The sequence below is a fragment of the Polyangiaceae bacterium genome, assembly GCA_015075635.1.
Taxonomy (GTDB): domain Bacteria; phylum Myxococcota_A; class Polyangia; order Polyangiales; family Polyangiaceae; genus JADJKB01.
In genome coordinates this window covers 1,219,969-1,236,180 of the sequence record JABTUA010000002.1, presented here as the reverse complement: position 1 = coordinate 1,236,180, position 16,212 = coordinate 1,219,969, and the positions used below count along the sequence as shown (strand labels likewise).

Genomic DNA, 16,212 nt, shown 5'->3' with positions numbered 1-16,212 from the left:
GATTCCGGATTGTGGACAGCCGGCAGAGCCGCGTGGGACGATCCGCCCGATGGCGCGAGCACTCGTGCGCTTGGGGTCGTCTCTCGGACTTGCGTCGAGCCTCGCGCTCGTCGCGCCGGCGCTCTGGGCGCAGGCCGGCGACGTGATCGAAGAGGACTCGGCGCCCCCGGAGGAAGAGGCGGGAGGGGACGACCAGGACGACGAGTCGAGCGACGACTCCGGCGACGGAGACTGGAGCAGCGAAGGCGGCGGCAGCGGCGAGTCCGGGCTCCACTTCGGCCTCCGCCTGGCGTGGGGCTTCCCTCTCGGCAAAGCCACCGGAGCTTCCACCAGTTCCACCACCACCGGTGGCACCACGACCACGACCAGCTACGGCGGCGGCAAGATGTCCGACTCGGTCGCGGGCCAGATCCCGATCTGGCTCGACCTGGGATGGCAGTTCTCGCCCGCGTTCATGGCGGGCTTGTACTTCTCGTATGGCTTCGTGTTGCCCGGCGGCGACCTCGCTGATGCGTGCGACGAAGACCGCGCCAGCTGCACTCTGAGCGACATCCGGCTCGGCGTGCAGGCGCAGCTGTCGCTCGCGCCGGGCCGCGGCACCGATCCATGGCTCGGCGCCGGCCTCGGCTACGAGTGGTTCAGCATCGACATCAACGACGCTTCGGCCACCCTGCGCGGACCGGAGCTCTTGCTCCAGGGCGGCATCGACTTCGGGGGCGACTCCGGCGGCTCGACCATCGGGCCCTTCGTGGGCTTCACGTTCGGGCAGTTCTCGCAAGCCAGCTTCAAGTTCGGCAGCATCAGCGACTCGGGCGACATCGACGAGACCGCCATGCACAACTGGCTGTTCATCGGCGTCCGCGGCGTCGTGAAGTGATCACCAGGTCGTGCCGAACGGGTAATACGGCAGCGCGTACTCCAGGCTGCAGCCTTCGCCCGACGGGCCGATGATGCGCGCGGCGTCGGCGCGCGCCTGACCGGAGACGGACGACAAGACCTTCTGGCAGTCCTCACGGGAGTAGCGCGCCTTGATCCCCGCCTGCGCGCAGTCTGCGATCACCTCGTCACACAGCGGCACGGTCGCGGCGTCCACCGGCCCGCGCAGCACGGCCTCGCGGATGCACTTGCCCATGGCCGGCGCGCGGCACCGGGGCGGCGCCAGGTTCGCCGCCCAGCAGGTCGCGATCTCCTCCGCGATGCGCGGCCGGTAGCCCCCGTAGTACCCCTCACTGCCAGGATCGCCCTGCCCGGCCAGCGTCTGGCACTCCTGGATCAGCCCCTCGCAGCTCGGGCTCAGGCTCGCGCACCTGGAGAGGTCCGCGGCCTCCTCGACAGGCAGGGGCTCGTTGCCGGCCGGGTTGCCCTCGCCCGGCCCGCTCTCGGCCACCTGCCCCGCTTCCGGCTCCGGCGGGGGCTCCGCGACGTGGGGTGGCACGGCGGGTGGCGGTCGCTCGCAGGACGCTGCGGCCAGCGCGAAGGTGAGCTGTGCGAAACGCGGGAAGTCGATCTTCATGCGGCGAGCGCGATGATATCGTGAGAGTCGCAGATGCGCGCGGCGTTCCGACTCCTCGGCGGATTGCTCCTCGCCGGTGCTCTCGGCTGCTCGTCGGAGAGCGGCGGGACGCCGGCATCGGGCGGCAGCGCCGGAGCCGCCGGCGCCGGCGGTGCGGCGGGCGCGAGCGGGGCGGGCGGCAGCGCGGTCGGCGGCTTCGCCGGCCTCGGCTTCGAGTGTGGCCACGCCGAGCCCGTGGCCGACGAGCGACCGTTGCCCAAGGACGTCACCGACGCCGCGCCGACCCTGGCGCTCCGAGCGACTTCGCGGCGGCTCGAGGTCTGGACTCCCGACTCGTCCTCGCTGGCGGATTCGGAGGTCCTGACCTTCGGCAAGAGCGCTTGCGGCGCGCTGCTCTTCGACCTCGGGAGCTTCGCCTTGGCGGAGAGCACGGCAGAGATGGCCCAGCGCGTGCGCGTCGTCGTGGTCGATCCGGCCACCTTCGGCACGGCCACTGGCGCGCCCGGCGCCTATGGCGTCGCCTTCGCTCAGTCCAAGACGACCAGCGACGCCATCATCCTGCCAGACGACGCCTTCTCGAACGTGGTCGAGCTCGACGACACCTTGGCCCACGAGCTCTCGCACATCGTCGGCGGGCGCAGCGCGCCCTGGGACGCCTGGATCCCGTGGTGGCTGATCGAGGGCACGGCCATCATGAACGGCTCCTACTGGGGCAAGCAGCTGCACGATCAGCCGACCAGCTTCGTCGAGGCTTGGCTCGATGTCGCCGACGGCTCGGACGCGACGCTCACCTTCGACCGCTACGGGCTCGAAGACGAGACCCAGGACCTGGCGGAGACCGGGCACGACCAGGCGCTGAGCGGCTTCTTCGTCGAGTTCTTGCGGGTCAAGGTCGCGCGTCCCGGCGGCGGCTACGGCTTCCCGGACGCGCTGCCGCGACTGCTCGTGCTGATGAAGCGCGTCAGCGCGGGGGACGACTTCGACGCGACCTTCGCCGAAGAGCTCGGCGGCCTGCCGCTCGCGAAGGCCCAGGCGGACTACGTGCAGTTCCTGGACGACACCGTGGGCGATCTCGCGACGCGCTACTCGGGGACCGTGTTCGAGTAGGGCTCCATTCAGAGCTGGCAGTCGCAGGGCGACCAGAAGCAGCCGTCGCTCGAGCAGGTGCGCGTCCCGCTGGCGCCGCTCGGACACTCGCACAGGCTGCTCTGATCGGGGGTGCAGAGCTGCTTGCCGATCGGTCCGCACTGCCAGCTGCACTCCTTGCCGTAGCAGTCGGGCGGCTGATTACCGACGGAGTGCAGGGAGAGGCAGCGCTCGAGCGCGACCCCTTCGTCGTCGCACGGGCCGCCGGTGGGCACTCGCCCGCAACGCAGGTCCGGGGCGCTCGCCTGGCAGACGAGCCGCGCGTCGAGCTCTTCGGCACAGTAGCCCGCGACCCGGGCCAGGGAACAGGTGTCGGCGCACGCCGCCACGTCGGTCAGGCAGCCCGCCTCGCTGCGGCTCTCGCACGCGAGCGCGCAGAGGTCGCCGGCCTCCGTGCCCTTGACGGGTGCCCCGAGGGGATCGCTGGCGCAGCACACCGCCGTGGCGCCGAGCACCAGAGCCAGAGCGAGCCGCGAGAGCCGGGTCATCACACCGATTCGAACGGCATGCGGCGTGCCAAGGGAAAGCCCGCGCGCTCAGGGTCCCAGCTGCGAAAGCCCTGCGCCGGAGCTGGCGACCAGCGCCGGTGCTGCGCGTCACGGACCGGCTTCTGGCCGGATGCTCGGGGTGCCGCCGTCGGCGCTCGCCGCGCGGTCGTAGGTCTTGAGCACCGCCAGAGCGACGCTGGCGAGCACGGGTCCAACGACGAGCCCGGGCAGCCCGAAGACCTGCACGCCGCCCACCAGCGAGATGAACGTGAAGAGCGTCGGGATGTGGCCACGGCCCCCGACCAGACGCGGGCGCACCAGGTACTCGCCGCCGAGCCCGACCAGCACCGTGCCCCAGACCAACACGAACAGACCCGCGCCGACCTGATCGGCGACGAGCAACGCGACACCGACCGGGACCCAGACCAGCGCCGTGCCGATCAGCGGGATCAACGAGCTGATGGCGGTGAGCGCGCCGAGCAGCGCGGCTTCGGGGACGCCCACCAGCGCGTAGCTGACGCCGCCCAGCACGCCCTGGATGATGCCGGTGAGCACGGTCCCGACGAAGACCTCCTTGCCGACCTTCTGGAACTCCGTGAGCACCACGCGAGTGTGCAGCGGGTGGAGCGGCAGCATGCGCTCGGCGGCGAGCTCGATGGTGGTCCAGTGCCGCAGCATGAAAAACGTCGTCAAAATGGTGAAGAACAGCGTCAGCACGGCCCCGAAGGTCGCGCCGGCGATCGCGGCGGCCAGATCCGAGAGCTTCGAGGCCGTCTCCGCCGCCGCGGCCATCACCCGTTCGGACAGGTTCGACGGGCCGAAGCGCGACGAACGACCCACCTCGTCGAGCCGCGCGAACACCTTGCGCAGCGAGCCCTGTGGGTCGAAGCCGTGGGCGAGCGTGTTGGCCGCGGCGAGCCCGCGAGCGATCATCAGGTACAAGAGCGAGCCGACCGTACCCAGGATCAGGATCCCGGAGCCGACGGCCAGCATGCTCGCCGAGACTCCAGGTTGGCCTAGCTTCGCGCTCAGCTTCTCGTGGACACGCAAGAGCGAAAACGCGAGCAACGTCCCGAAGAACAGCCCGGACGCCACCGGCATCGCCAGGTAGATCAGCGCTGCCACCGAGAGCAGCGCGAGCACGCCGAGCGCGCGTCGCTGGGACGGAGACGAGCTCGGTGGCGGCAGGGACCTGGGTCGTTCGGACAGCACGGGATCCGCTCTCGAACCCTACTACAACTCGCCGCCTGGCCCGGGATTTGCTCCGGCACGGCGTGATCCATGGAGCTCGAAATGCGAGAACCCCTTCAGATCACGTTTCGCGGATTGGACCGGTCCGACGCCATCGAGGAGCGCATTCGCGCCAAGGCCACGGACATCGGACGCCTTCACGACCGCATCATGAGCTGCCACGTCACCGTGGAGGCTCCCCACAACCACCACTACAAAGGAAAGCAGTACAGCGTACGCCTCGACATGCACCTGCCCGACAAGGAGATCGTCGTCCACAAGCAGGCTCACGAGGACGTCTACGTCGCCATCCGGGACACCTTCGACGCGGCCACGCGGCAGCTGGAAGACCACGCGCGCCGCCGGCGCGGCGAGGTCAAACGTCACGAGCTGCCGGGACACGGCACGATCGCGCGGCTGTTCCGCGACGACGGCTACGGCTTCGTACAGCTGCCGGACGGCGCCGACGTGTACTTCCACCAGAACAGCGTGCCGGGCGGCGGCTTTTCGGCTCTGGCGCCGGGAGACGAGGTCCGCGTGGTGCTGGCGGACGCCGAGAGCCCGAAGGGGCCCCAGGCCAGCGCGGTGATTCCCGTCGGGAAGCACCACCTCGTGGACAGGCCTGCCCGCAACGGTTGAGCAGAGCAGACGTCCGCGACACCTGTGCAGAACAGCTCAGGTGTCGCGGAACGCTGCGGCTACCTCAAGCCGAGGTAGGCACCGACGAACAACACGACGAGGGCCATTACGCCCAAGGCGATGAACCCCACCATCTTGCCGTAGCGTTGCTGCTTGATCACGCGGATCGAGTGGCGGATTTCCTGATCGACTAGGTCGTTGGTCTCGGGATGAAAGCCTTGGGCGGCCATGGAACACCTCCTTCGGGAGCACCTGAAGCATCAAGCGTGCCGCGCAGCTGGAGACGGGTCGGTACGATCCATGCACGCGCGCGATCCGCCATGCGCGTCCAAACCGTGATGACAGAGGATCCAATCTGGCTGGATTTCCGGGCGACCACCGGTGAGGCGGCGCGGAAGCTCAGCGACAAACGCGTTCACCATCTGCCGGTCCTGAAGGAAGGCGTGGTGATCGGCATGATCAGCGAGCGCGATCTGCGCGACGCCGTCCCCGACATCTCGGTGACCCGCGTGATGAGCGATCATCCGGTGACGGTCACGCCGGACACGGACCTCAAGGACGTCGCCGACCGCATGATCGAGCAGCACATCGGAGCAGTGATCGTCGTGGATCCGGAGAGCAGCCGGTTGGTCGGCATCGTGAGCTACGTGGACGTGCTGCGCTGCGTGCGCGAAGCGCTCTGGGGCTGAGCCGCCGAACTGGTTGCGCGCAGGCGGGGTCGGCACGCAGCGATTGCCGCTCCGCGTCAGCTCGCCGGCTCGGCTCGACGCAGCGCTCGGCCCTTCCAGAGGGCGAAGATCGCCGGGTACACCGTGAGCTCGAGCAGGAACGAGGTGACGAGCCCGCCCACCAGCGGCGCGGCGATGCGCTTGGCCACGTCGGCGCCGGTGCCGACGGCCCAGAGCACGGGCAAGAGGCCGATCATGTCGGTCAAGACGGTCATCAGCTTGGGCCGGATGCGCTGCGCTGCGCCTTCGACGATGGCCTCGGTCAGGTCTGCTCGGGTCTGGAGCTTCCCCGCCGCTTTGCGATCGCGGTGCGCGATGGTCAGGTAGAGCAACATCACCACGCCGGTCTCGGCGTCCAGGCCCGCCAGGGCGATGAGCCCCACCCAGACCGCGATGCTCATGTTGTAGTCGAGCAGGTACAGGAGCCACACCGCGCCGATCAGCGAGAACGGCACCGCCAGCATCACGATGGCCGTCTCCGTCACCGAGCGCGTGCTGAGCCAGAGCAGGACGAACACCAGGCCCAGCGTGATGGGCACCACCAAGCTCAGGCGATCCTTCGCGCGCTCCAGGTACTGAAACTGCCCTGCCCACTCCAGGCGCTGACCGGACGGCACCTTCACCTGGGCGTCCACGGCGCGCCTCGCGTCGGCGACGTAGTCGGCGATGGGCCGGCCCGTCACGTCCACGAACACGAAGCTCACCAGCTTGCCACCCTCGCTCCGCAGCATGTCGGGACCGGTGCGAAACTCCAGCTTGGCGACCTGAGAGATCGGAACCTGCGCTCCGTTCGACGAGGTCACCAGCACCTGCTCCAGGGTCTCCGGGGTGTCGCGGTACTCGCGGGCGTAGCGCACCGCGATGGGGTAGCGCTCGCGGCCCTCGACGGTCTCCGAGACGTTCATGCCACCCACGGCGGTCTGGATCACCTCGTTCACGTCGGAGACCAACAGGCCGTGGCGGGCTGCCGCCGTGCGGTCCACGCTGAAGTCGGCGTAGAAGCCGCCGGTGGTCCGCTCGGCGAACGCGCTGCGGGTGCCGGGAACGCTGGCGACCGCCTTCTCGATGGCGATGGCGGTCTTCTCGATCTCCTCCACGCTGTCGCCGTACACCTTGATGCCGAGCTGACTGCGGATGCCGGTGGCGAGCATCTCGGTGCGGGTCTGAATCGGCATCCACCAGGCGTTGGGCATGCCTGGCACCTGGAGCTTCTGGTCCATCTCCTTGACCAGCGAGTCCCAGGTCACGCCCGCGCGCCACTCGCTCTTCGGCTTGAGCAGCACCACGATCTCCGCCATGGAGAGCGGCGCGGGATCGGTCGCCGTCTCGGCCCGGCCCATCTTTCCGAACACGCGCTCCACTTCGGGGAAGGTGCGGAGCTGGCGATCCATGGTCTGGAGCACGCGCACCGCCTCGCCTTCGCTGATGCCGGGAGGAGCGGTGGGCATGTAGAGGATGGCGCCCTCGTTCAGCGGCGGCATGAACTCGTTGCCCAGTCGCAAGAAGGCCGGCACGGTGAGCGCCATCGCGGCGACCGCCGCCAGGATGACCGTCTTCGGGTAGCGCACCACCGCGCGCACCACCGGCGCGTACAGCGCGGTCAGCCAGCGGCTCAGCGGGTGCTCGTGCTCCTTCAAGATGCGCCCGCGGATCAGCCAGACCGCCAGTGCGGGCGTGGCGGTGACCGCCAGCACCGACGCGAACGCCATCGACCAGGTCTTGGTGTACGCCAGCGGCTTGAACAGTCGCCCTTCGGTCTCCTCCAGGGTGAACACCGGCAAGAAGGCGATGGTGATGACCAGGAGCGAGTAGAAGATGCTGGGGCCGACCTCCTGCATGGCGCGCACGATGACCGCGCTGCGATCGCCCTGCCCGTCCCAGTCTTCCAGGCGCTTGTGGATGTTCTCGATGATGATCATCGAGGCGTCCACCATCGCTCCGATGGCCACGATGATCCCGGCCAGGGACATGATGTTGATGGTCAGCCCCTGGTAGTACATGGGGATGAACGCCAGGAGCACCGCGATGGGCAGCGTCAAGACGGGGATCAGCGCGCTGCGCACGTGGAGCAGGAACACGAAGAGCACCAGGCTAACCACCAGCATCTCTTCGATCAGCGCGTTCTTCAGCGTGTCCACCGCCTCGGTGATCAGCTGCGAGCGGTCGTAGGTGACCACGACCTCGACGCCGGCGGGCAACGACGTCTCGATCTCCTCGAAGCGCTTCTTCACCCGCTCGATCACCTCCAGCGCGTTCTCGCCGAAGCGCATCACCACGATGCCGCCGACCGCCTCGCCCTCGCCGTCGAGCTCCGCCACGCCGCGCCGCATGTCGGGACCCAGGCTCACCTCGCCCACGTCCTTGATCGTGACCGGCGTGCCGTCGCCTCGGACCTTGAGCACCACGCTCTCCAGGTCCTCCTTCTTCTTCACGTAGCCGCGGCCGCGCACCATCTGCTCGTGGCCCGCGATCTCGACCACGCGCCCGCCCACGTCCTGGTTCGAGGCGCGGACGCGCGCGATCACGTCCGAGACGGGGATGGACTGCCCGCGGAGCCTGGCCGGGTCGAGGTTCACCTGGTACTGCTTGACGTGACCGCCGATCGAGGCGACCTCGGCCACGCCGGGCACGCTGGCGAGCGCGTAGCGCACGTGGAAGTCCTGCAAGCTGCGCAGCTCCTGCAGGTCACGGTTCCCGGTCTTGTCGACGAGCGCGTACTGGAACACCCAGCCGACGCCGCTCGCGTCCGGACCGATGACCGGCTCGACCTCGTCCGGTAGCTTGCCGCGCGCGCTGTTCATGTACTCGAGCACGCGCGAACGCGCCCAGTAGATGTCGGTGCCGTCCTCGAAGATGACGTAGACGAACGAGGCGCCGAAGAACGACTGGCCCCGCACTGCCTTGACCTTGGGCGCGGCCAAGAGCGCGCTCGACAGCGGGTAGGTGATCTGGTCCTCGATCAGATCCGGGCTACGCCCGGGCCACTCGCTCAGGATGATCACCTGCGCGTCCGACAGATCCGGGATGGCGTCGAGCGGCGCGCGCCGGAGCCCGAACCAGCCCCAGAGCGCCAGCGCGAGCACCGCGACCATGGTCGCGACCTTGTTCTTGGCCGAGAACGCGATGACGCGCTCGAGGACGCCCAGCTTCTCCATCACCACTGCCCCGCCGCGCTCTTCAGGCGGCTGTCGGCTGCGATCAGGAAGTTGCTGGAGGTGACCACGCGGTCGCCTTCGCTCAGGCCCTCGAGCACCTCGTAGTAGTCGCCGCTCTTGAGCCCGATCTTGATCTCGCGGGGCTTCAGCCGGTCGTCACCGATGTCCACGAAGACCACGCGCCGAGGACCCGAGTAGATGACCGCGGACTCCGGCACCACCAGCTTTTCACCGCGCGACAACGGCAGCTCGACGTTGGCGTACATGTCGGGCTTGAGCTCGATCTGTTTGTTGTCGAGCTCGATGCGCACGCGGCCGGTGCGCGTCGCGGCGTCCAGGTACGGGTAGACGAAGCTGACCTTGCCGGTGAAGCGCTTCTCCGGCAGGTAGGAGAGCGAGATGTCGGCGCTCTGCCCCACCGCCACCAGGGGGATCTCTGCCTCGTAGAGCTCCGCCTCGATCCAAACCTTGTCCAGGTTGGCGATGCGGAAGAGGCGCATCCCGGGCTCCACGGCCGAGCCCTCGACCACGTTCTTCTCGACGATGAAGCCGGACGCCGGCGAGGCGATGCTGACGTACTTGACCGGCGCGTTCTTCTGCTCGACGCGATCGAGCAGTCCCTTCGGTACGTCCCAGAGCTCGAGCTTCAGGCGCGCCGCTTGCACCAGGGTGTCGCTGCGTCCGCCCAGGCCTGCGTCGCCCAGTCCGCGCCGGGCGTTGAGCGCCAGGAGCAGCTCGTTCTGTGCCGCGAACACCTCCGGCGAGTAGACGCTGAACAAGGTCTCGCCCCGGCGCACGCGCTTGCCCACGCTCGCGGCGGCGAGCTTCTCGATCCAGCCCTTGAACTTGAGCGTCACGTCGTGCAGGCGCGACTCGTCGTAGGAGATCTTGCCGACGGCGCGGACCTTGCGCTCCAGCGTGCGCTTCTCGACCAGCGCGGTCTTCACCCCGATCAGCTGGCGGCGGGCTCCGTCCACCACCACCACGCCGGTCTTGACCTCCTCCTCGGTCACCGGCGTCAGATCCATCCCGCAGATCGGGCACTTTCCCGGATCGTGCTGCTTGATGGAGGGGTGCATCGGGCAGGTGTAGAAGGCGACCTTGCCCGGCGTCACCGGCTCGCTCGCCGCGCTCTGCTTGGGCGACTCCCAGCGGCTCTCCGAGCCGCACACGAGCATGCTGGGGCCCATGTACGGGTTCTCGAGCCCCGGCTTCACCTGCACCCACTTGTTGAAGCCGCGGGTCATCGGACACTCGAAGACGTGGCGGCCCTCGGCGAGGCGTGAGTCGGCCGCGGCGAAGCTCACCAGCGCCTCGCTCAGCTTGGAGAAGGCGTCGCGCGCTGCTTCCAGATCCTTGGCGCTGCCGAGCTGGTCGGCGGCGTCGGCGCCAGCGAGGGCGCGCGCCTTCGTCGGCGCCGGCGAGGCTTCGAGGGCGCTGGCCGCCGCGCGCAGCGCGTCGGAGGCGCGCTTGCCGCGGGGCGGGACCCCTTCCAGGCTGTCCTTCGCGAGAGTGGCGCGCAGCTCCTCGTACACCTCGAAGGCCGTGCGCAGCGAGATCAGCGCAGGCTCCGGGAGCTCCTGCTTCGGCAGAGGCTCGGCGTAGCTCCGCGCCTTCTTGGCGGGTGAGGCGCTCGCGGAAGTAGCGGACGCGGCGCCAGGCGTGGGCTTCAGCGTGAACCAGGCGGCGAGCTTCCCGCGGAAGCCGACGCCCAGGCCGATGGCGGCGACCAGGAGCACGCTCGGCAGGAGCGAGCGCCAGAGCTTCGGTTGGGCGTTCACTTCGCACCGCCCTTCTCGGCGTCGAACGGCAGTCGTCCCAGCGCGCGGTCCAGCCGCGCCCGGCGCCGCCACAGCTCCGCGATGGCCGCCAGGCGTCCGAGCTCGATCTCGCGCAGGTTGCGCTCGGCCGCGATCGCCATCGCGAGCTCCGTCTTGCCTGCGACGTAGTCGGTGCGCGCTGCGGCCACCTGGTTCTTCGCGGCGGGCAGCAGGCGACCGTCGTAGAGCTTCACTCGCTCGATGCTCTCGATCACCTGGCGGCGGGCTTGGTCGATGTCGGCGCGCACGAGCGCCGCCGTGTGCGAGGTCTCGCTTCGGGCTTCGGCGACCTTGGCGCGGGCGCTCTCGACGCGGCTCGTTCGCTCCGCGCGCTGCAGCGGGATGGGAGCCTCCACGCCCAGCATCAGGCGATGCTCCGGATCGGCCCACATCGTGCTGTAGGACGCCATCACGGTGACGTCGGGGTAGGCCTGGCGCTCGGCGGCCTTCACCTCGGCCTCCGCGGCGCGGACCTTCGCGCCCACGCGCTCGAGCTCCGGGCTCTGACCGAGCGCGCGGCGCTGGAGCTCGTTGCTCGACGCCGGCACGGTCAAGTCTGCCTGGCGCTGCTCGGGCGGCGGAGGCAGCTTCGTCTCTGGCGCGCGGTGCAGGAGCACGTTCAGCCGCGACACCGCCACGTCGCGCTCACTTCGGAGCGCCAAGGCCTGCTCTTCCAGCCGCGTGATCTCGACCTCGACCGCCAAGGGCTCGGAGAGCGAGCCCATCCCCACGCTGTATTGAGCCTCGGAGCTCTGCTGGATCTCGCCTAGCAAGCCCTTGTGAGTGGCGTTCACGTCGAGGGAGCGCTCGAACAGCCAGTAGTCGTCGTAGGCCAGGGAGGCAGCCAGCGCGAGATCCAGCTCGGAGATGCGGATGTCCTTCTTCATCCACTCCGCGTCGCGCTCGGCGGCCGCCGTCTCGCTGCCCAGCTTGCCGGGCCAAGGCAGCTTCTGGGACAGCTCGACGGTCTGCCCGAAGCGCTCCGCCCCGATGGACAGCGGCGCGAAGCTGTAGGCGAGCATCGGATCCTCCCAGACGCCGGCGCCGCGGCTCCTCTGCCGCGCGGCCTGCCAGGCGTGGCGACGCGTCGCCACGTCGGGGTTCCGAGCGATGACGGCGCGGATCAGCGCCGCCCGCTCCAGGCGCGGCCCACTCGTGCTTCTGACCACCAGCTCGGCGGGCGTCTCGCTCGATGGGCCGACTCCGGTCTCGGCGCCCTCGTCCGGGCGCTGGAGCGCTGCACCGTCACTCGGTGCCCGGTCGGACGGGCTCTCGGCCGGTCGCGCCGTCGCGCAGCCGAGCGCCGCGCCGGCCAGCGCCAACATGATCCATGGCTCGTTCTTCGTCGTCATCTGTCGCCTCCGCGCCGTCGAGAACACGCGGCAGCGCGGACGGATCCCGGCCACGCTTCCGCGAACACGAAACGGAGCGGCGGCTCAGGACAGGAGACGACTTGTTTGTTGGATCAGCGGTGGTCCCACCGCTGGGGGAGCGCGCGAGCGCCTGAGCGTCGCGACGTCCTCGGCGTGTTGCGCCCAAGACAGCTGATCGATGTCGAGGCGCACGAGCAGGGCGGCTGGCGGCACGTCCAAGGAGGCCGCGGCTTGGAGCGAGCTGGCCTTCTCGGCCTGGCTCGCCAGCGACCTGCAGCAATCCCCGCGATCGACCGTCGGCCTCTCGCAGTCCACCTCGGGCGACTCGTGCTTGCAGCAGCAGTGCGTGCTCTTCTGCGCCATCCGGCACACGGTGATGACGCGTGCGAGCGCGCTGGCGGGGATGAGCATCCCTGCCATCAGGACCAGCGCGAGCAGCTTCACGCGGAGCGCGTGCATGTACGGCAGAGTCTAGTGCAGGCCCCGGCCGGGGCAAAGGGGGGGGCCGCAAGGGCTGCGGGGTCACTTATCGAACCTTGGCGTCGAGAGGAGGTTCCGCTCGCCGTGGGTCACCGTTGAGCCGGTCGTGAGCTTCCGCTCAGAACAAGCCGATGCTGAAGTGGAACGCGCCCAGGGGCTCCCAGTAGCGCTGCTCGATGCGGTTCGGGTAGAGCTCGTCGAGGATCTGCTCGACGTTGAAGCCGTAGTCGAAGACCAGGGGGCCGATGGGTGTCCCGATGCGCAGGCCGCTGCCGACCGCGTAGCGCAGGCGCAGCGGGTTCACCTTCTGCGGGTCGCGCCAGAGGTTGCCGGCGTCCAGGAACAGGCCCGTCTGCACGTTGCCGGAGAGCGGCACCCGCAGCTCGAGGCGCGGGTTCACGAAGGCGTCGCCGCCGCGGATCACGACCTGGTTGAGCTGGAGGCCCGACGCAGGGTCCAGGAGCTGCTGCGCGATGTCCTCCGGGATCATCGAGTCCTGGAGGAAGCCGCGCACCGAGTCCACGCCGCCCAGGAAGAACAGTCGGTCCGGATACGTGCGCGAGCCGTCGCGTAGCTGCTGGTTCATGCCCCAGCGCAGGCTGCCAGCCAGGGCCAGCCCCTTGTCGCTCAGCCGCACGTAGCCCGCCACGCGCTGGGTCAGGCGCAAGAACTGGCTGACCTTGGGCGGATCGAACACGCCGTCGCCGCCGGTCTCGTTCGGGGTCGCGCGCACGTGCTCGACGCTGGAGCTGAGCAACGTGCCCTTGCTGGCGCCGAGCGGGTTGTCGCGCCGGTCCCACGAGAAGCCGATGCGTTCGGCGACGGCGACCGTCGTGCCCTCGGGTACGCGAAACAGACCCGCGCTGCGCGGATTCTGCTGCACGTATTGCTCGAGCGCGCCCTTCTGCTCGCTGCCGAAGATGGTGGCGTTGTTCAGCTCCAGCGAGCCGCCGATGAAGGCCGAGAACTGCCGCACCGGACGGTAGGTGAGCGTGACGATGCCGGCGTCCTTGGTCAGCCCGAAGTCGCGGGCGTTGTCGCGGACGTCCAGGCCCTCGACGGAGAGGCGGAACAGCGGGCCGAGGCCCACGTCGGGGAACTCGATGAGCGCGCTGTTGCGTCGCTCCAGGCGCTCGCCGACGTCGAGCTCGTCGTATTTCTTGCGGACGTCCTCCTCCAGGATGAGCTCGTTCGGCAGGTAGCCGAGCTGAACCCGCAGGGTGAGCGGGATGGCCTCGCCGCCCAGGTTTCGGTGCCCGTACTCGAACGTGATGCGGAAGCCCTCGCCGGTGGAGAAGCCCGGGCGGATGTCCAGGTACTGGGGCTTGCGCTCCTGCACCGTGATGACCACGGCCTTCTCCTTCGCGGGCACGTAGGGATCCTCGAGGCCGACCGTGACGGTGGAGAACACGCCGAGGGATGCCAGGCGCTCCTCGGTCTTGCGCACGTCGCTGCGACGGTAGGGCTGTCCGATCTGGAGCGCCACTCGGCTACGGATCAGGCTCTCGTTGGTGATGCGCGCTCCGACGATGACGATGCGCGAGACCTTGACCTGCTCGCGCTCGCTGATGGTGAAGATCGCGCGGGCGCGCGTGCGATCCGGCGAGAGCTCCAGCGCGGCGTCGACCTCGGCGAAGGCGAAGCCCTCTTCGGCGTAGGCGTCGAGCAGGCGCCGGCGCGCCTTGTCGAGCTCCACCTGGGAGGCCGGTTTCCCCAGCTCGAGCTCCGCCACGTCCGCCAGGCGCTTCTCGACGAACGCCTTGTTGCCTTCGAAGCCGACGTCGTAGAGGTAGGTTCGCGGGCCGAGCTTGACCGGGACGTGCAGCACGGCGTCCGGCTCGCAGCTCACGCCCTTCCTCGGATCCGGCGTGCAAGCCAGCGCGGCGTCGGTTGGCGGCTCCTCCAGCGGTAGGCCGATCTCGTCGTAGGAGCAGGCCGACTTCGGCCGCCGGCGCGGACCGAGCGGCACGCAGCGCCCCGGCGGCGAGTGGGGGTCGCAGCGGCGCCGGAGCAGCTGCGCCGGACCGACCGTCGCCGAGAGGTAACCCTCGGAGCGGTACAGATCCTGGACGTGCTTCATCGCGCGCTCGTAGACCTCCGGCACGAACGTCATCCAAGGGTTCGGCTCGAAGGGCACCGGGCGGGCGCCGGTGGTGCCCTGCGGGCCGAAGAGCCGATCGACCACCCGCGGATCGACGCTCGACAAGATGTCGGCCCCGGGCAGCTCTTCCGACAGGAAGCTGTCCACCTCGCTGCCGACGTCGCGCGCGCCCCGTGAGCCCGTGAGGCAGGGGTACTCGCGCCCCACGATGCGGATCTGCTGGTGCTCACGCACCTTGAACACCAGATCGTGGATCGGCGCGTCGGCGGCGCCCCGCTCGGTGAAGCTCACCTCGACGTCCAAGAAGCCGCGCGCGACGTAGAACTTCTCGATGCGTTCGGCCAAGGTCGAGGGCGAGCGGTCGTCGTTGTCCTCGAGCTCCAGCGTGCGCTCGATCTGGCTCGAGTCGAAGCGCTGGATACCCTCGAACTTCAGCCGAACCAAGGGTCCCGCCTTGATGTCCACGGCGAGCTCCGTGCGCGCGCCCACCAGGCGGAGCTGGTGGCTCACCGTGGCCCGGTGCCAGCCGCGGACGCGCAGCGTCTTCTCCAGCTCGCGATCCGCCGCGGCGATCTCGTCTTCGTCGGCACGATCGCGGTCGGCCACCGCGTAGGTCGCGAGCGCGTCGGTCAAGCCGTCGACCTTGGGGCTCGGCCAGACCAAGAAGCGCCGCCTGTCGACGCGTCGCGGCTCACCCGCCACCACGTCCAGGAGCAGCACCACGCGTAGCGGGTCGTCGGTGTCGAGGGCGTCGATGCGGACCGCCGCTGCGGGATGTCCCCGCCGCACGTACAATTCTTGAACGCGCCGCGCGATGCCGGCGAGCTCCGCCGCGGTCAGCTCGGAGCCGGTGCGCACGCGGGCGGCCCGCAGCGTCTCCTCGGCGTCGAGCACGCCACCGTTGATGCGGATGCTGGCCACCAACCGGCGCGGCACCACCTTGAGCCGCAGCACGACACCGCTGCCGTCGCTCTCGGCCTCGGCGCTCACGTTCGCGAAGCGGCCGGTGTCGGTCAGCTCCAGCATGGCCCGGCGCGCGAGCTCGCTGGTCAGCGTGTCGCCCGCGCGCACGAAGCGCGGCGTGGGGCGCTCCTCCCAGCGTCCGCCCACCGGGATCACCTCGACCCGAGTGATGCTGCGCCCGAGCAGGCTCCCCAGCGCGGGCGCGGCGCCCAGCTCCGGGATGCGTCCGACCGAAGGCTCGTCGGCCTCCTTGTCGGGGCGCTCGACCGGACGCCCGCTGGTGGGCGCAGTTGCGCCCGGAGTGGTCGGCTCGCTCGGGCGCGGCCGCTCCTCGTCGGCCTCCGAGCTCCCCACCGCCGAGAGCTGCCCCAGGACCACGGCCAGAGCTGGGGCGCGGCGGAGAAACCCTCGGAGCATCGGCCTGGTTCTTAACCCGAATCGGCTCGAAAGTGCGGCTTGCCACAAACGGGCGCTCAGGCGGGTTCGTGGCTACGATTTCCGCCGTCATGGGCTCCCCCGCGAAGACTCCACGGAAAGGAAGGCTCCGGCGCGTCGCCAAGCTCGTGCTGGTGGGCT

The 16,212-nt window shown here is 69.6% G+C and carries 13 protein-coding genes; 4 read left to right on the top strand and 9 right to left on the bottom strand.

Annotated elements, in window-relative coordinates:
- Positions 1-49: 49 nt before the first annotated feature.
- Positions 50-877, top strand: coding sequence for a hypothetical protein (locus HS104_21900; GenBank protein ID MBE7482621.1), 828 nt, complete (start codon positions 50-52; stop codon positions 875-877).
- Here HS104_21900 and HS104_21895 read toward each other — a convergent pair whose 3' ends face one another.
- Positions 878-1,513 carry a hypothetical protein gene (locus HS104_21895; GenBank protein ID MBE7482620.1) on the bottom strand — a complete coding sequence of 212 codons (636 nt, stop codon included), beginning with the start codon at positions 1,511-1,513 and terminating at the stop codon, positions 878-880. It abuts the gene before it with no gap.
- 33 nt (positions 1,514-1,546) lie between these two features.
- On the opposite strand from HS104_21895, the gene HS104_21890 reads away from it, so the two are divergent.
- The gene (locus HS104_21890) at positions 1,547-2,620 is read left to right on the top strand and encodes a hypothetical protein (protein MBE7482619.1); all 1,074 of its coding nucleotides are present in this window, start codon (positions 1,547-1,549) and stop codon (positions 2,618-2,620) included.
- 8 nt (positions 2,621-2,628) lie between these two features.
- Here HS104_21890 and HS104_21885 read toward each other — a convergent pair whose 3' ends face one another.
- Positions 2,629-3,147, bottom strand: a complete 519-nt coding sequence (locus tag HS104_21885; GenBank protein MBE7482618.1) for a hypothetical protein — start codon at positions 3,145-3,147, stop codon at positions 2,629-2,631.
- A 108-nt stretch (positions 3,148-3,255) separates the two neighbouring features.
- Positions 3,256-4,359 carry an AI-2E family transporter gene (locus tag HS104_21880; protein MBE7482617.1) on the bottom strand — a complete coding sequence of 368 codons (1,104 nt, stop codon included), beginning with the start codon at positions 4,357-4,359 and terminating at the stop codon, positions 3,256-3,258.
- A gap of 81 nt (positions 4,360-4,440) precedes the next feature.
- Here HS104_21880 and HS104_21875 point away from each other — a divergent pair, with 81 nt between their 5' ends.
- Positions 4,441-5,016: an HPF/RaiA family ribosome-associated protein gene (locus HS104_21875; protein ID MBE7482616.1), complete on the top strand. Its 576-nt coding sequence runs from the start codon at positions 4,441-4,443 to the stop codon at positions 5,014-5,016.
- Between the two features lie 59 nt (positions 5,017-5,075).
- Here the strand turns inward: HS104_21875 and HS104_21870 are convergent, their stop codons facing one another.
- Positions 5,076-5,246 carry a hypothetical protein gene (locus HS104_21870; protein ID MBE7482615.1) on the bottom strand — a complete coding sequence of 57 codons (171 nt, stop codon included), beginning with the start codon at positions 5,244-5,246 and terminating at the stop codon, positions 5,076-5,078.
- A 90-nt stretch (positions 5,247-5,336) separates the two neighbouring features.
- Here HS104_21870 and HS104_21865 point away from each other — a divergent pair, with 90 nt between their 5' ends.
- Positions 5,337-5,705 carry a CBS domain-containing protein gene (locus HS104_21865; protein MBE7482614.1) on the top strand — a complete coding sequence of 123 codons (369 nt, stop codon included), beginning with the start codon at positions 5,337-5,339 and terminating at the stop codon, positions 5,703-5,705.
- A gap of 56 nt (positions 5,706-5,761) precedes the next feature.
- On the opposite strand, the gene HS104_21860 is transcribed toward HS104_21865, so the two are convergent.
- The 5 genes from HS104_21860 to HS104_21840 form a co-directional block, all read right to left on the bottom strand.
- On the bottom strand, positions 5,762-8,899 hold the full coding sequence (locus HS104_21860) for an efflux RND transporter permease subunit (GenBank protein ID MBE7482613.1): 3,138 nt from the start codon (positions 8,897-8,899) through the stop codon (positions 5,762-5,764).
- Positions 8,899-10,680: an efflux RND transporter periplasmic adaptor subunit gene (locus HS104_21855; GenBank protein ID MBE7482612.1), complete on the bottom strand. Its 1,782-nt coding sequence runs from the start codon at positions 10,678-10,680 to the stop codon at positions 8,899-8,901. The genes HS104_21860 and HS104_21855 overlap by 1 nt, the downstream gene beginning before the upstream one ends.
- Positions 10,677-12,071, bottom strand: coding sequence for a TolC family protein (locus HS104_21850; protein ID MBE7482611.1), 1,395 nt, complete (start codon positions 12,069-12,071; stop codon positions 10,677-10,679). Before HS104_21850 ends, HS104_21855 begins: the two co-directional genes overlap by 4 nt.
- Positions 12,072-12,155: 84 nt before the next feature.
- Positions 12,156-12,551: a hypothetical protein gene (locus HS104_21845; GenBank protein ID MBE7482610.1), complete on the bottom strand. Its 396-nt coding sequence runs from the start codon at positions 12,549-12,551 to the stop codon at positions 12,156-12,158.
- Between the two features lie 139 nt (positions 12,552-12,690).
- Positions 12,691-16,053, bottom strand: a complete 3,363-nt coding sequence (locus tag HS104_21840; GenBank protein MBE7482609.1) for a BamA/TamA family outer membrane protein — start codon at positions 16,051-16,053, stop codon at positions 12,691-12,693.
- Positions 16,054-16,212 lie beyond the last annotated feature (159 nt).

Coding starts and splice junctions, on each gene's coding strand:
- HS104_21900 (MBE7482621.1), top strand. CDS start 50: ATGGCGCGAGCACTCGTGCGCTTGGGGTCGTCTCTCGGACTTGCGTCG.
- HS104_21895 (MBE7482620.1), bottom strand. CDS start 1,513: ATGAAGATCGACTTCCCGCGTTTCGCACAGCTCACCTTCGCGCTGGCC.
- HS104_21890 (MBE7482619.1), top strand. CDS start 1,547: ATGCGCGCGGCGTTCCGACTCCTCGGCGGATTGCTCCTCGCCGGTGCT.
- HS104_21885 (MBE7482618.1), bottom strand. CDS start 3,147: ATGACCCGGCTCTCGCGGCTCGCTCTGGCTCTGGTGCTCGGCGCCACG.
- HS104_21875 (MBE7482616.1), top strand. CDS start 4,441: ATGCGAGAACCCCTTCAGATCACGTTTCGCGGATTGGACCGGTCCGAC.
- HS104_21870 (MBE7482615.1), bottom strand. CDS start 5,246: ATGGCCGCCCAAGGCTTTCATCCCGAGACCAACGACCTAGTCGATCAG.
- HS104_21865 (MBE7482614.1), top strand. CDS start 5,337: ATGCGCGTCCAAACCGTGATGACAGAGGATCCAATCTGGCTGGATTTC.
- HS104_21860 (MBE7482613.1), bottom strand. CDS start 8,899: ATGGAGAAGCTGGGCGTCCTCGAGCGCGTCATCGCGTTCTCGGCCAAG.
- HS104_21850 (MBE7482611.1), bottom strand. CDS start 12,071: ATGACGACGAAGAACGAGCCATGGATCATGTTGGCGCTGGCCGGCGCG.
- HS104_21845 (MBE7482610.1), bottom strand. CDS start 12,551: ATGCACGCGCTCCGCGTGAAGCTGCTCGCGCTGGTCCTGATGGCAGGG.
- HS104_21840 (MBE7482609.1), bottom strand. CDS start 16,053: ATGCTCCGAGGGTTTCTCCGCCGCGCCCCAGCTCTGGCCGTGGTCCTG.